At 63.8% G+C, this 15634-nt stretch carries 10 protein-coding genes; 5 read left to right on the forward strand and 5 right to left on the reverse strand.

The genetic code is table 11. The annotated features are described in order from the left end of the window. Positions 1–5: 5 nt before the first annotated feature. On the reverse strand, positions 6–1256 hold the full coding sequence (locus ACMGGN_RS13665; protein WP_115275402.1) for a lipoprotein-releasing ABC transporter permease subunit: 1251 nt from the start codon (positions 1254–1256) through the stop codon (positions 6–8). Positions 1257–1349: 93 nt separating this feature from the next. Between ACMGGN_RS13665 and ACMGGN_RS13670 the strand changes: the two genes are divergently transcribed. Both ACMGGN_RS13670 and ACMGGN_RS13675 read left to right on the forward strand, forming a co-directional pair. Next, positions 1350–1934 carry a PilZ domain-containing protein gene (locus tag ACMGGN_RS13670; protein WP_115275403.1) on the forward strand — a complete coding sequence of 195 codons (585 nt, stop codon included), beginning with the start codon at positions 1350–1352 and terminating at the stop codon, positions 1932–1934. 31 nt (positions 1935–1965) lie between these two features. Then, positions 1966–2682, forward strand: a complete 717-nt coding sequence (locus ACMGGN_RS13675) for a glycerophosphodiester phosphodiesterase (protein ID WP_046786451.1) — start codon at positions 1966–1968, stop codon at positions 2680–2682. A 48-nt stretch (positions 2683–2730) separates the two neighbouring features. Here the strand turns inward: ACMGGN_RS13675 and sthA are convergent, their stop codons facing one another. The 3 genes from sthA to ACMGGN_RS13690 form a co-directional block, all read right to left on the reverse strand. Further along, positions 2731–4125 carry a Si-specific NAD(P)(+) transhydrogenase gene (gene sthA / locus ACMGGN_RS13680; RefSeq protein ID WP_012313573.1) on the reverse strand — a complete coding sequence of 465 codons (1395 nt, stop codon included), beginning with the start codon at positions 4123–4125 and terminating at the stop codon, positions 2731–2733. Between the two features lie 204 nt (positions 4126–4329). Next, entirely contained in the window at positions 4330–5328 is a 999-nt protein-coding gene (locus ACMGGN_RS13685; RefSeq protein WP_119688579.1) for an FAD:protein FMN transferase, read from the reverse strand. A 224-nt stretch (positions 5329–5552) separates the two neighbouring features. Continuing rightward, positions 5553–7016: a glyceraldehyde-3-phosphate dehydrogenase gene (locus ACMGGN_RS13690; protein WP_012313571.1), complete on the reverse strand. Its 1464-nt coding sequence runs from the start codon at positions 7014–7016 to the stop codon at positions 5553–5555. A 168-nt stretch (positions 7017–7184) separates the two neighbouring features. Here ACMGGN_RS13690 and mfd point away from each other — a divergent pair, with 168 nt between their 5' ends. The 3 genes from mfd to ACMGGN_RS13705 are packed head-to-tail and all read left to right on the forward strand — an operon-like array spanning position 7185 to position 14544. Then, the gene (mfd, locus tag ACMGGN_RS13695; protein WP_115275405.1) at positions 7185–10634 is read left to right on the forward strand and encodes a transcription-repair coupling factor; all 3450 of its coding nucleotides are present in this window, start codon (positions 7185–7187) and stop codon (positions 10632–10634) included. Between the two features lie 9 nt (positions 10635–10643). Further along, positions 10644–11216, forward strand: coding sequence for a CsiV family protein (locus tag ACMGGN_RS13700; RefSeq protein WP_115275406.1), 573 nt, complete (start codon positions 10644–10646; stop codon positions 11214–11216). Between the two features lies 1 nt (position 11217). Further along, positions 11218–14544, forward strand: a complete 3327-nt coding sequence (locus ACMGGN_RS13705; protein ID WP_237859540.1) for a DEAD/DEAH box helicase — start codon at positions 11218–11220, stop codon at positions 14542–14544. An 88-nt stretch (positions 14545–14632) separates the two neighbouring features. On the opposite strand, the gene nagZ is transcribed toward ACMGGN_RS13705, so the two are convergent. Next, positions 14633–15631, reverse strand: coding sequence for a beta-N-acetylhexosaminidase (nagZ, locus tag ACMGGN_RS13710; protein WP_172655271.1), 999 nt, complete (start codon positions 15629–15631; stop codon positions 14633–14635). Between the last annotated feature and the right edge of the window lie 3 nt (positions 15632–15634).

The following is a 15634-nucleotide window of genomic DNA, read 5'->3' on the forward strand; positions in this document are numbered from 1 at the left end:
GCGACTCACTCATAACGTAGCGCCTCTGCAGGCTGGGTGCGGGCCGCACGCCAGGCCGGGTACAGGGTGGCGAAGAAACTCAGGACCAGCGCCGCACCGCAGACCATGTACACGTCCTGGGCCTGGATCTGCGAGGGCAGGTAATCGATGAAATACACGTCAGCGTTGAGGAACTTGTGCCCGATCAGTTTCTCGATGCCGGCGATCGCCGCGCTGACGTTGAGCGCAGCGAGGATACCGACCACTGCACCGATCAGGGTGCCAATCACCCCGATCACAGTACCCTGGACCATGAAAATGGCCATGATCTGCCCGGGCGTGGCGCCCAGGGTACGGAGGATGGCGATGTCACCGCGCTTGTCGTTGACCACCATCACCAGGGTGGAAATGATGTTGAACGCCGCCACCGCAACGATCAGCAACAGCAGCAGGCCGATCATGGCTTTTTCCATGCGGATCGCCTGGTACAGGTTGCCGTGGGTACGGGTCCAGTCGCGGCTGTAGTACTCCTGCTCACCCAAATGCTGGGCGATGCTCCAGGCCACGCGTGGTGCCTGGAACAGGTCGTCGAACTTCAGGCGCAGGCCCTGCACCTGGTCCGGCTTCCAGCGGTGCAGGCGTGACAGGTCAGCGATGTTGGTCAGGCCCAGGTAACCGTCGATCTCGCCGGCACCGACGTGGAAGGTGCCGACCACGGTGAAGCGCTTCATGCGCGGGAACATGCCGGCCGGCGTCACGCTGACCTCAGGGGCGACGAAGGTCAGCTTGTCGCCGATGGCCACCCCTAGCTTGGCGGCCGCCTTGTCACCGATCATGATGCCCCACTCGCCCGGCGCCAGCTGGTCGAGGCGGCCTTGCTGAATGAAGTTGTCGATGATCGACACCTCACGCTCGCGGCCTGGGTCGATACCGTTGAGCAACACCTTCTGCACCTTGCCATCATGGGTCAGCAGGCCCTGCATCTGGGTATAGGGCGCAACGGCCAGCACCTGCGGATTCTGCTTTACTTGTTGGGCAAGGGCAGGCCAGTCGTTGATCGGCTGGCCGCTCTCGAGCGTGGCGTGAGGGACCATGCCCAGCACGCGGGTACGCATCTCGTGGTCGAAACCGTTCATTACCGAGAGCACCACGATCATCACTACCACGCCCAGGGCGAGGCCGATCATCGAGGTCAGGGAAATGAACGAGACGAAGTGATTACGGCGCTTGGCACGGGTGTAGCGCGTACCAATGAATGCGAAAAGAGGTCTGAACATGTCGGGGCTTGTTCGGATGAAAGGGAACGTCCTTGTGGCGAGGCGCCTGCGGCGGCTTTACACTCGGACCACCGCCGCTACCATGGGTTCGCCATGACGACATTAGACGAAGAAGATCGCCGCGAATACTACCGCATCGAAGATCGGATCGCACTGGAAATCAGCCCCCTGAGCGCGGCCGAAGCCCTTGAGCCAGAACTGTTGCAGGATGATTCACCACTGTTCAACCTGCTCAGCGAGCTGCACCTGTCCGACTTCGAGTCCCAGCACCTGTTGCGTCAGCTAAGCGAAAAGGACCGCACCCTGGCGGCGTTCCTGCGGGCGCAGAACAAGCGCCTGGACCTGCTCAGCGCGGTGGTCGCGCAAACCCTGATCGGCGAGATCGGCCAGCCCCAGCGGGTGATCATCTCCGAAGGCGGCATCGAATTCGCACAAGCCCAGCAAATCGCCCCGGGCACCCGGGTCAAAGTGAAGATGGTGTTGATGCCCCGCGCCCACGGCCTGCTGCTGCGCGGCAAGGTTACCCACTGCGACCCGCGCGCCGATGGCAGCTTCGAACTCGGCACCGAATTCACCGACATGACCGATGCCCAGCGCCAGTTGCTGGCCCGCTACATCCTGCAGCGCCAACAGCAGCAACGGCGCCAGCAGCTGGAACAGGGCGACCCTGCCTCCTGAGCCTTTTCATTTTTGACCTGAAGGAACGAACGTGACCCTCATCTATGGCCACCGCGGCGCCAAGGGCGAAGCGCCCGAGAACACTCTGCACAGCTTCCGTCAGTGCCTGTCCCACGGCGTGACCCGCTGCGAACTGGACCTGCACCTGTCGGCCGACAATGAGCTGATGGTCATCCACGACCCTACCCTCAAGCGCACCACCGGCCGGCGCGGCAAGGTGGTCGAACACCCGGCAGCCGACCTGGTCACCTACGACGCACGCAAGGGCGGCCCGGGCCATGTGCAGCCCTGCCCTATCCCACGGCTGGAAGAACTGTTCGAAAAATGCCCCTTCGAGCACTGGCAACTGGAGGTCAAGAGCGCCTCGCGGACCCGTGCCGCCACCACGGTGCTGGCGATTCGGGAACTGGCACAGCAGTACGGCCTGCTGGACAAGGTGACCATCACCTCAAGCTCGCGGGAAGTACTGGGTGCTGCGCTGGAACTGGTGCCTGACGTGAAGCGCGGCCTGGTCGCCGAGTACGCCTGGCTCGACCCGCTGAAGGTCGCGCAGAACTATGGCTGCGATCTGCTGGCCTTGAACTGGACATTGTGCACTCCCGAGCGCCTGCTCAAAGCACAGGGCCAGGGTTTGCATGTGTCGGTGTGGACGGTCAACGAGCCGGCACTGATGCGCCGGCTCGCTGATTTTGGCGTGGACAGCCTGATTACAGACTTTCCCGGTTTGGCCAAGACCACCCTCGGGTAGGGCTGAAATCGGTCTCCCCGACCGGCTCAGGCCACCGGCCGGAGCCGCTCAAAAAAGCCGGTTCAGGCCGTCATAGGCAGCTACCCGATAGGCTTCGGCCATGGTCGGGTAGTTGAACGTGGTGTTGACGAAGTACTTCAGGTTATTCAGTTCGCCCGGCTGGTTCATCACCGCCTGGCCGATGTGGACGATTTCCGAAGCCTGGTAGCCGAAGCAATGCACGCCGAGGATTTCCAGGGTCTCGCGGTGGAACAGGATCTTCAGCATGCCTTGCGGCTCGCCGGCGATCTGTGCACGCGCCATGCTCTTGAAGAATGCCTTGCCCACTTCGTACGGCACCTTGGCCTGGGTCAGCTCCTGCTCGTTCTTGCCGATCGAGCTGATCTCCGGAATGGTGTAGATGCCGGTCGGCACGTCGTTGACGAAACGCCAGCTGCCGTTGTCGACGATACTGCCTGCCGCCGAGCGGCCCTGGTCATGGGCGGCACTGGCCAGGCTCGGCCAGCCGATCACGTCACCGGCACCGTAGATGTTCGGCACGCTGGTGCGGTAAGCCTCGTCGACTTCGATCTGGCCACGGCTGTTGACCTTGATGCCGATGTTCTCAAGGCCCAGCTTGTCGGTATTGCCGGTGCGGCCGTTGCACCACAGCAAGGCGTCGGCCTTGATCTTCTTGCCAGACTTCAGGTGCAGGATCACACCATTGTCCAGGCCCTCGACCCGCTCGTAGTCTTCGTTGTGGCGCACGGTGATGTTGTTGTTGCTGAAGTGGTAGCTCAGCGCCTGGGAAATTTCCGAATCCAGGAAGCTCAGCAACTGGCCGCGGTTGTCGACCAGTTCGACCAGCACGCCCAGGCCACTGAAGATCGAGGCGTATTCGCAGCCAATTACGCCGGCGCCGTAAACGATGAGTTTGCGCGGGGTGTGGCTGAGGCTCAGGATGGTGTCACTGTCATAGACACGCGGGTGATGGAAGTCGATGTCGGCCGGGCGATACGGACGCGAGCCGGTGGCGATGATGATGTGCTTGGCGTTGAGCTTTTCCACCACGCCATTGGGGCAGACCACTTCGACGGTCTGCTCATCGGCGAAGCTGCCGGTACCGAAGAACAGGTCGACGCGGTTGCGGGCGTAGTAGCCGGTACGCGAAGCGACCTGCTTGGAAATCACCTTCTCGGCGCTCTTGAGCACGTCCGGGAAGGAGAACCAGCGCGGCTCACCGATGGCTCGGAACATCGGGTTGGTGTTGAACTGCATGATCTGCCGCACCGAGTGACGCAGTGCCTTGGACGGGATGGTGCCCAGGTGGGTGCAGTTGCCACCGACCTGGCGACGGCTGTCGACCATCGCCACCTTGCGCCCTGCTTTGGCGGCGTTCATTGCCGCACCTTCTCCGGCCGGGCCGGAACCCAACACCACTACGTCGTAGTTGTAGACAGCCATGCGTACTCCTTCAGAACTGGCCCGCTGGCCACGGTCGCCGCGGGACTCGATCATGCCGCCGGGGCGCCATGAGAAAATTCGGGTGCAGTCTAATCAAGCGTGAACGCCGCGCACATTAACCCTTGGTCGCGTCGTAGGCCAATTTTGCCTGCACTACATGTGCATCCACCGATTCCCTGGCAGCTACCGTCCCTGCTTTCGCTTTCACCTGCCTTTGAGCGCCCGCTCGAAAGCGGGCGTAGCTCGGGAGACGAAGCCACCCTCTGCCCGAGTCACCAATACCGCCGCCAGGTCATGAGCGATGGCAAAATCCCAGCCGCGCTCGGGCCCGAGGATCAGCAACAGGGTCGAGTAGCCGTCGGCCTGCAGCGCCGAGGCATCAAGCACGGTGACGGCAGCCAGGTCATGATCGACCGGGCGCCCAAGGCGAGCATCGAAGGTGTGCGAATAGCGCCGGCCATTCTGCTCGAAATAGTGCCGATAGTCACCCGAGGTCGATACACCCAGGCCGTTGACCGGTATTACCTGGCGGGCGATCTGACGGTCTTCGCGGGGCAATTCCAGGGCGATGCGCCATGGGCTGCCATCGGGTTTGCCGCCCACCGCCTTGAGCTCGCCGGTAACTTCGGCAATGAAGCTGGCGATACCCATGGCACGCAGGCGTGCAGCAATCAGGTCCACGGCGTGGCCAGCGGCGATGCTGTTGAAGTCCAGTTGCACCGGGGCGTCCTTGCACAATGCCTGGCCCTCGATGCGCAAGTGCTGGTAGCCCACACGCAGGCGGGCATTGGCCAGCGCCTGCGGTTCTGGCACCTGCTCATGGCGGGCCTGGGGGCCGAAACCCCAGAGGTCGAGCAGCGGCTCGACAGTGAGGTCAAAGGCACCATCGCTCTGTTCGGACAAGTGCTGGCCGAAGGTGACCAGTTCGAGCATGTCTGACGGCAAAGCCAGGCACTGGTTGCCGGGGAGCTGATTGAACTGGCTCACCGCAGAGTCGCCGCGGTAGGTCGAGTAGTGCTGATCTATGCCCTGCAGGATCGTTTCGACCGCCGCCTGTACCTGGACAGGCGCCGGCCCGCCTGGCTCGCGGACGTACTGGATGCTGTAGCTGCTACCCATGGCAGGGCCACCGAGGCGCTCCAGGGTGGGGCCTTGGTTGCAGGCGGTCAGCAGCATGAGGATGAACAGGAGGGCTGTGCGCAAAAGTTGAGTTCTCGGTTGCCAGCACCGGCGCGACCTTGTAGGAGCGGCCTTGTGTCGCGAAAGGGCTGCGCAGCAGCCCCAGCAATTTGTGTTGCTCAGCTGAGACCTGGGGCCGCTTTGCGGTCCTTTCGCGACACAAGGCCGCTCCTACAAATTGCTGGCCGGTGCAGCCATAAAAAACGGGAACCCGAAGGTTCCCGTTTTTTCATTGCCTTACAAGCGAATTAGCGTGGAAACGCTGGCGGGTTCACACCAGCCATGTCTTCCATCACGCGAACCACCTGGCAGCTGTAACCGAATTCGTTGTCGTACCAGACGTACAGGACAACGCGGTTATCGTTGGCGATGGTCGCTTCGGCGTCAACCACACCCGCGTGGCGCGAGCCTACGAAGTCGGTGGAAACCACTTCCTGCGAGCTGACGTAATCGATCTGCTTGTGCAGCTCCGAGTGCATGGCGGTCTGGCGCAGGTACTCGTTGATTTCTTCGCGGTTGGTGGCCTTTTCCAGGTTCAGGTTCAGGATGGCCATCGACACGTTCGGCGTCGGTACGCGAATGGCGTTGCCGGTCAGCTTGCCCTTGAGCACCGGCAGCGCCTTGGCGGCAGCAGTGGCAGCACCGGTTTCGGTGATGACCATGTTCAGCGGCGCGGCGCGACCACGACGGCTGCCCTTGTGGAAGTTGTCGATCAGGTTCTGGTCGTTGGTGAACGAGTGAACGGTTTCGACGTGACCATTGACGATGCCGTACTGGTCGTTGATGGCCTTGAGCACCGGCACGATGGCGTTGGTGGTGCACGAAGCTGCCGAGATGATCTTGTCCTCGGCGGTGATGTCACCGTGGTTGATGCCGTGCACGATGTTCTTCAGCGCGCCCTTGCCAGGTGCGGTGAGGATCACGCGGGCAGCGCCCGGGCAGGCCAGGTGCTGGCCCAGGCCGTCGGCATCACGCCATACGCCGGTGTTGTCGACGATCAGGGCGTTGTCGATGCCGTACTGGGTGTAGTCGACTTCGCTCGGGCTCTTGGCGTAGATGATCTGGATCAGGTTGCCGTTGGCAGTGATGGTGTTGTTGGCTTCGTCGATGGTGATGGTGCCATCGAACGGGCCGTGCACCGAGTCACGGCGCAGCAGGCTGGCGCGCTTGACCAGGTCGTTTTCGGCACCCTTGCGCACAACGATTGCACGCAGGCGCAGGCCGTCGCCACCACCGGTCTTCTCGATCAGGATGCGCGCCAGCAGGCGGCCGATGCGGCCGAAACCGTACAGGACAACGTCGGTGCCCTTGCGCGCCGAAGCGTTCTGCTGGCCAACCACGTCGGCCAGTTCTTCACGCACGAACTGCTCGGCGGTCTTGCCGTTGCCTTCCTGCTTGAACTTGTTGGCCAGCTTGCCCAGGTCGACCGAAGCGGCGCCCAGTTTCAGCTCGCTCATGGCTTTGAGCAGGGGGAATGTCTCGTGGACGGACAGTTCGGTTTCGTCGGTCTGACGGTGACGCGCAAAGCGGTGGGCCTTGAGGATCGAGATAACCGAACGGTTGATCAGGCTGCGGCCATAGATCGAGCTCACCACGTTGTTGTTGCGGTAGAGCTGACCGATAAGCGGGATCATCGCTTCAGCCAGAGCTTCACGATCGATCCACTCACCAAGACACTGGTCGGGCTTCTGAGTCACGGGAACCTTCCACATGTAGGGGGAGAAAAAAGGGGCTACATTATGACGCCCCAACGCGTAACCGGCAATGAGCGCCTGTCGTGGGAGCCAAAGCCCGTGCTCATGCCCTTTCCGAGCCTGACAGCACGCACCGGCACCGGTACAATCGGTCTCTTTGCCGCAACGCTTGGAGTGCAATCTCCCGTGTCAGTTCTGCGCCTACCGCAAATGTCGGCCACGGCCGGCAAACAAACCTGGGGCAACCTGCCCGGTGCCGCCCTCAGCCTTGCCATCGCCGAGGCCGCCAGCAGTGCTGGCCGCTTCACCCTGCTGCTGACCGCCGACAGCCAGGCTGCCGACCGTCTGGAGCAGGAGCTGCGCTTCTTCGCCCCCGGCCTTCCGGTGCTGCCGTTCCCAGACTGGGAAACCTTGCCCTACGACCTGTTCTCGCCACACCAGGACATCATTTCCCAGCGCATCGCCAGTCTCTACCGGCTGCCGGAGTTGAGCCACGGCATCCTCGTGGTACCGATCACCACGGCCCTGCACCGCCTGGCCCCCACGCGCTTCCTGCTCGGCAGCAGCCTGGTGCTGGACGTCGGCCAGACCATCGATGTAGAGCAGATGCGCTCACGCCTGGAGGCCACTGGCTACCGCTGCGTCGACACGGTCTACGAACATGGCGAGTTCGCCGTACGCGGCGCGCTGATCGACCTGTTCCCGATGGGCAGCAAGCTGCCCTACCGCATCGACCTGTTCGACGACGAGATCGAGACCCTGCGCACCTTCGACCCGGAGACCCAGCGCTCGATCGACAAGGTCGACTCGATCCGCCTGCTGCCGGCACGCGAATTCCCCATGCAGAAAGAGGAAGTGACGCGCTTCAAGGCACGCTTCCGTGAGCGTTTCGATGTCGACTTCCGCCGCAGCGCGATCTTCCAGGACCTGGCCAGCGGCATCATCCCCGCCGGCATCGAGTACTACCTGCCGCTGTTCTTCGAAGAAACCTCGACCCTGTTCGACTACCTGCCAAGCGACACCCAGGTGTTCTCGCTGCCGGGCGTCGAGCAGGCTGCCGAGCACTTCTGGAACGACGTGCGCGGGCGCTACGAAGACCGCCGCGGCGACTTGAGCCGCCCATTGCTGCCGCCTTCTGAACTGTTCCTGCCGGTGGAAGACTGCTTCGCCCAGCTCAAGCAGTGGCCGCGCGTGGTGGTCAGTGCCGATGATGTCGAGCCTGGTACCGGCCGTGAGCGCTTCCCCGCCCGCACCCTGCCCAACCTGGCCATCGAAGCCAAGGCCAACCAGCCGCTGGCGGCATTGTCCGACTTCCTCGACCAGTTCAGCGGCCGGGTGTTGTTCACCGCCGAATCGGCGGGCCGTCGCGAGGTGCTGCTGGAGCTGCTCGAGCGCCTCAAGCTGAGGCCGCAGACAGTCGAGGGCTGGGCTGACTTCATCACCGGCAGCCAGCGCCTTGCGATCACCATCGCCCCGCTGGACGAAGGCCTGCTGCTCGAAGACCCTGCCATCGCCCTGGTCGCCGAAAGCCCACTGTTCGGCCAGCGCGTGATGCAGCGCCGGCGCCGCGACAAGCGCGGCGAGGCCGCCAATGATGCAGTGATCAAGAACCTTACCGAGCTGCGCGAAGGCGCCCCGGTGGTGCACATCGACCATGGCGTGGGCCGCTACCTGGGCCTGGCCACGCTGGAGATCGACGGCCAGGCCGCCGAGTTCCTGACCCTGGAGTACGCCGAGGGCGCCAAGCTCTACGTCCCAGTGGCCAACCTGCACCTGATTGCCCGCTACACCGGCAGCGATGACGCCCTGGCGCCGCTGCACCGGCTGGGCTCGGAAGCCTGGCAGAAGGCCAAGCGCAAAGCCGCCGAACAGGTCCGCGACGTGGCCGCCGAGCTGCTCGACATCTACGCCCGCCGCGCCGCGCGCAAGGGTTACGCATTCGCCGACCCGGCTGCCGACTATGCCACCTTCAGCGCAGGTTTCCCTTTCGAAGAAACCCCCGACCAGCAGAATGCCATCGAAGCGGTACGCGCCGACATGCTCGCCGCCAAGCCGATGGACCGCCTGGTGTGCGGCGACGTAGGCTTCGGCAAGACCGAGGTCGCCATGCGCGCGGCTTTCATCGCCGTGCACAGCGGCCGCCAGGTAGCGGTGTTGGTGCCTACCACCCTGCTTGCACAGCAGCACTACAACAGCTTCCGCGACCGCTTCGCAGACTGGCCGGTGACGGTCGAGGTGATGAGCCGTTTCAAATCGGCCAAGGAAGTGGCCAGCGCTGCAGCGGACCTGGCCGAAGGCAAGATCGACATTCTGATCGGCACGCACAAGCTGCTGCAGGACGATGTGCGCTTCAAGGACCTGGGCCTGGTAGTGATCGACGAAGAGCACCGCTTTGGCGTACGCCAGAAGGAACAGCTCAAGGCCCTGCGCAGCGAGGTGGACATCCTCACCCTGACCGCGACACCGATTCCGCGAACACTGAACATGGCCGTGGCCGGCATGCGCGACCTGTCCATCATCGCCACGCCGCCGGCCCGGCGCCTGTCGGTGCGCACCTTCGTCATGGAGCACAACAACAGCACGGTGAAAGAAGCGCTGCTGCGTGAACTGCTGCGCGGCGGCCAGGTGTACTACCTGCACAACGATGTGAAAACCATCGAAAAATGCGCCGCCGACCTTGCCGAACTGGTCCCCGAAGCGCGTATCGGCATCGGCCATGGGCAGATGCGCGAGCGCGAGCTGGAACAGGTGATGAGCGACTTCTACCACAAGCGCTTCAACGTGCTGATCGCCTCGACCATCATCGAGACCGGCATCGACGTGCCCAGCGCCAACACCATCGTCATCGAGCGCGCCGACAAGTTCGGCCTGGCCCAGTTGCACCAGTTGCGTGGCCGGGTCGGCCGCAGCCACCACCAGGCCTACGCCTACCTGCTGACACCGGCGCGGCAAAAAGTGAGCGCCGACGCCGAGAAACGCCTGGAAGCCATTGCCAACACCCAGGACCTGGGCGCCGGCTTCGTGCTGGCCACCAACGACCTGGAAATCCGCGGCGCCGGCGAGCTGCTGGGCGAAGGCCAGAGCGGGCAGATCCAGGCCGTGGGCTTTACCCTTTACATGGAAATGCTCGAACGGGCGGTCAAGGCCATTCGCAAGGGCACCCAGCCGAACCTGGAACAGCCGCTGGGCGGCGGCCCGGAAGTCAACCTGCGCCTGCCGGCACTGATCCCCGAGGACTACCTGCCCGACGTGCATGCGCGGCTTATCCTCTACAAGCGCATCGCCTCGGCGACTGACGAAGAGGGCCTCAAGGACCTGCAGGTGGAGATGATCGACCGCTTCGGCCTGCTGCCCGAGCCGACCAAGAACCTGATGCGCCTGACCCAGCTCAAGCTGCAGGCGGAAAAGCTCGGCATCAAGAAAGTCGATGCCGGCCCGAACGGCGGCAAGCTCGAGTTCGAGGCCGAAACCCCAGTCGACCCGCTGACCCTGATCAAGCTGATCCAGGGCCAGCCAAAACGCTACAAGTTCGAAGGCGCAACCCAGTTCCGCTTCCTGGTACCGATGGAACGGCCCGACGAACGCTTCAACACTCTGGAGGCGCTGTTCGAGCGCCTGACCCCACAGACAGCCTAAGGAAGATCCATGCGTGCCATCCGTTGCCTGACCTTGTTGCTTGCGCTGTTCGCGCCGGCCGCCTTCGCTGAAGGTCTTTATCAGGTGGAAATGATCCTTGTGCGGCAAAACAGCGTGCCGGCCTTCACCAGCCCGTACGCCCCTGAGGACTGGAGCGCCGGCGCCCTGCGCCTGGAAAAGAGCGCCGAACGCCCACTGGCGCTGGAAGATGAAGCCACCCGCCTGCAAGCCACGGCCGACTACACCGTGCTGCTGCACAAGGCCTGGCAGCAGCAGGTCGGCGACACGCCAAGCCGCATCGCCCTGGGTGATGGCCAAGAGCAGTTCGGCCACTTCCCGATCGAAGGCAACCTGAGCATCACCGAAGGGCGCTTCATCGCCGTGGAGGCCAATTTCTGGGTCAACCAGCTCGACAGCAACGGCAATGTGCTCAAGAGCGAGCAGTTCAAACAGAGCAACAGCACCATCAAGGGCGGCCAGCTGACCTTCCTCGATGGCGGCCACCTGGCGGTGCTGCTGAAGGTCACCCCGCCAGGTACACGGAAGATGCCGGTGATGGACCCGGAGATGATGGAGCAGTGATGTGACTGAGGGCGACGCACGGCAACTGCTCAGAGCCCATCCGGACTGGGTCGATTTTATCGACGCGGGCGCACTGGCCCGAGGCCGTAAATATGCAGCGCAGGAACGAACGCGAATCCTTTCGCTGCAGGGCCATTCCATCGAGGCGAGGTGCGAGGGCTCGGCGGGCCAGATTTACCATCAGGATATCAAGCTGGTGTTGAATTACGGCGACCTGCGCGTCTTTGGGAGCTGCTCCTGCCCGGTAGGATTGAATTGCAAGCACTGCGTCGCTGCGTTGCTGCAACTGGAGCTCGAAGGTGGAAACCTTGAGGCAGCCGCAACTCAGGAGCAAGCCGCGCTGTCGCTGCCGCCCGACCTGAACCTGTGGGTGCAGGGGCTCGAATCGCCCTCCAAGGCTGCAGCCAGTAGCGAACCGGCACGCAAAGGTCCGGCCATCTACTACCGCATTCACAGCGATAGCGAACACTTTCAGCTCGAGCCGATCAAGGGCACGCTACAAACCGACGGTACGCTGAAAATCGGCCGCATCACCTCAATGCCGGAGATGATCTACTACACACCCCGTTACGTTACGGAAGATGACGCTCGGCTGTTGCGCCTGATCGATGCCCGCAGCAAAACGCTGACGCCCCTGGCGCAACTGGAAGGCAAGCAAGGGGCGGAGCTTTTGAGCTACGCCTTGGCGACCGGGCGCCTGCTGTATGAAGACGACCCCACGCCTTTGCATGCCGGGCCGCAACTGCATGCCGAGTTCCGCTGGGTCAGGCTGGACAACGGCAGCTACAGGGGCGCCTGGCACCATGACCAGCACCTGCAGCTGCAGGTACTGCCCATCGAGCCTTTGCACTACATCGACCGGCATTCGCATCAGACCGGCGAGCTGCAGCATGATCTCGACCCCTTCATCGCCAGCCAGCTCGCACGCGCGCCAACCGTACCTGAACACCTGGTAGTACCTTTGAGTCATCGACTGAACGCCTTGAACCGGCAAGTCCCGACCCCCACCGCCGTGGTCACCGAGCAGATCGAAAACATCCAGCCCAAGGGCCGGCTGACCCTTGGCAGTCTCGAATTCAGCGCCTACATGCCCAAGACCGGGCGTATGCAGCGCCAGATGCAACACCGCGCCGCCCTTTCCTTCGACTACGATGGGCTGCGCGCCAGTGGCAGCGACGACAAACCATTGACCCGACTGGTGGATACCACCAGCCAGCGCATCCGCCGCCAGCCCCCGGCCGAGCAGGCACTGCGCAAGGCACTGCGCGAGCTGGGCTTCAAGCCCGCCACCCGGCAAAGCAAGGCGCTGCCAGACAGCGCGGGCGAGATGCTTCAGCTGCCCGACGACGAAGCCTGGCTACGTTTCGCCCGCGACGGCCTGCCGCGCCTGCGCGAGGCAGGCTGGGAAGTCGACATCCACCGCGACTTCGCCTTCAACCTGCATGAGGTGGACGACTGGTACGCCAGCATCGAGGAAGCACCAGGCCATGAATGGTTCGACCTGGAGCTGGGCATCGTCGTCGAAGGCCAGCGCCACAGCCTGCTGCCCATCGTGCTGCAGCTGCTGCGCAGCAACCCCGAGCTGCTGCGGCCCAGCGAGCTGGCCCGGCGCAGCGACGACGAACACCTGCTGATCGACCTCAACCGCGGCCGGCTGGACGCCCCCGCGCTGCGCGTCGCCCTGCCCTACGGGCGAATCAAGTCGGTCATGGGCACCCTGGGTGAACTGTACCTGCACGAGGACAACGTCGGCCCCACCCTGCGCATGGACCGCGCCGACGCGGCACGCCTGAACGACATCGAACATTTGCCCCTGCACTGGGAAGGTGGCGCCCATGTGCGCGACCTGGGCCGGCGCCTGCGCGATGCACGCGACCTGCAGGTCGCGCCGCCCGCAGCGCTCAACGCCACCCTGCGCCCCTATCAGCAGCAGGGCCTGAACTGGTTGCAGGCCCTGCGCGAAATGGGCACCGGCGGCATCCTTGGCGACGACATGGGCCTGGGCAAGACCTTGCAGGCCCTGGCCCACCTGCTGCTGGAAAAGCAGAACGGGCGCCTCGCCCACCCTGCCCTGGCAGTGATGCCGACCAGCCTGGTGCCAAACTGGCTCGACGAAGCCCAACGCTTCGCCCCCGACCTGCGCGTCCTGGCCCTGCACGGCCCCGGCCGCAGCAAGCATTTCGCCAAGCTGCACGAATACGACCTGGTACTGACCACCTACGCCCTGGTGCCGCGCGACCTCGAGCACCTGCGCGCGCAGCAGTGGAGCGTACTGGTGCTGGACGAGGCGCAGAACATCAAGAGCAGCACCAGCAAGGCCGCCCAGGCTGTCTGCGAGCTGCAGGCCAACCAGCGTCTGTGCCTGACCGGCACGCCAATGGAGAACAACCTGGGCGAGCTGTGGTCGATCTTCCACTTTCTCATGCCCGGCTGGCTGGGCGAGCTCAAACGCTTCAATCAGGATTACCGTACGCCTATCGAACGCCATGGCGACGCGGAACGTCTGGCGCACCTGGTCACCCGCATCCGCCCGTTCCTGCTGCGCCGCACCAAGGAGCAGGTAGCGACCGAATTGCCTCCCAAGACCGAAATGGTCCATTGGGTCGAGCTCAGCGACGCCCAGCGTGATACCTACGAGGCCGTACGCGTGGCGATGGACAAGAAAGTGCGCGACGAAATCGCGCGCAATGGCGCGGCACGCAGCCAGATCGTGATCCTCGATGCCCTGCTCAAGCTGCGCCAGGTATGTTGCGATTTACGCCTGGTCAAAGGGGTCGAGACCAAGGGCAATCAGGCTGACAAGGGCAAGCTCGGCGCGCTGCTGGACATGCTCGAAGAACTGCTCAGCGAAGGGCGCCGGGTGCTGTTGTTCTCGCAGTTCACCTCGATGCTGGCACTGATCGAACAAGAGCTGGAAAAGCGCAAGATCCGCTACAGCCTGCTCACCGGCGACACCCGTGACCGGCGCACACCGGTGCAGCAGTTCCAGCAGGGCGAGAGCGAAGTGTTTCTGATCAGCCTCAAGGCCGGCGGCGTGGGGCTGAACCTGACGGCTGCCGACACCGTGATTCACTTCGACCCGTGGTGGAACCCGGCCAGCGAGAACCAGGCCACCGACCGCGCGTACCGCATCGGCCAGGACAAGCCGGTGTTCGTGTTCAAGCTGATCACGCGCGGTACCGTTGAAGAGAAGATTCAGCAGCTGCAGCAGGAAAAAGCAGCGCTGGCAGCAAGCTTGCTCGACGGGGCAGAGGCTGGGCAGTGGCGTCTGGGGGATGAGGAAATCGAAGCGTTGTTTGCTCCGCTACCCGGAAAGCGGGCGCGCTAGCAGTCAGTCCCGGCTACTTCGCTGGCAAGCCCCCACAGGACTTTCACTGCCTTGGACAGCAGCGAGATACCTGTGGGGGCCGGCACAGTCAATCGACCAATTGCGCCTCGCGCAACGCCCCTAGCGCCTCCAGCCAACGCGGCTGCTGGCGATAATCGGTCCGCGCAAAACCCTGCCCGCGCATGCGTGCAATCCGCGGCGATGGCTTTACCTTCAGCCGCTGCGCCGCGCTCAAAGCCAGCTCTGCTGCCGCCCGGTCATTGCACACCAGGCCCATGTCACAACCCGCACTCAGCGCCGCCTCGATCCGATTGGCCGCATCGCCGACCACATGCGCACCGGCCATCGACAGGTCGTCACTGAAGATCACCCCGTCAAAGCCCAGTTCGCCACGCAGGATGTCCTGCAACCAACGGCGCGAGAACCCGGCCGGCTGGTTGTCTACCTGCGGATAGATGACATGCGCCGGCATCACTGCCGCCAGCTGCCCGCTGAGGCGGGAGAACGGCACCAGATCTGCCTGGCGCAGTTGCTCGAGGCTGCGCTCGTCCGTCGGAATGGCCACGTGGGAGTCCGCCTCCGCCCAGCCATGCCCGGGGAAATGCTTGCCACAGGCAGCCATGCCCGCTGCATTCATCCCGCGGATGAAGGCGCCGGCCAGCTGCGTGGCACGTTGCGGGTCGCCTTCGAACGCGCGGCTGCCGACCACAGCGCTACGCTGGTGATCCAGGTCGAGCACAGGGGCGAAGCTCAGGTCCAGGCCAACCGCCAGCACCTCAGTGGCCATCAACCAACCGCACTGCTCGGCGAGGTACTCGGCATTGGCGTTATCGGCGATCGCGCGCATGGCTGGCAGGCGCACGAAGCCCTGACGCAAACGCTGCACACGCCCACCTTCCTGGTCGACGGCCAGAATCAGATCGGGACGAATGGCGCGAATGGACGCGCACAGTTCACGCACCTGGCGCGGGCTGTCGATGTTGCGGGCAAAGATGATCAGGCCAGCCACTTCCGGCTGGCGCAGGAGCTGGCGGTCTTCGGCGGTCAGCCATTTACCGGCGATATCCACCATCAGGGAGCCTTGCAGGCT

It is taken from the genome of Pseudomonas sp. BNK-30, from assembly GCF_047456185.1.
In the GTDB taxonomy this organism is placed as follows: Bacteria; Pseudomonadota; Gammaproteobacteria; order Pseudomonadales; family Pseudomonadaceae; genus Aquipseudomonas; species Aquipseudomonas putida_E.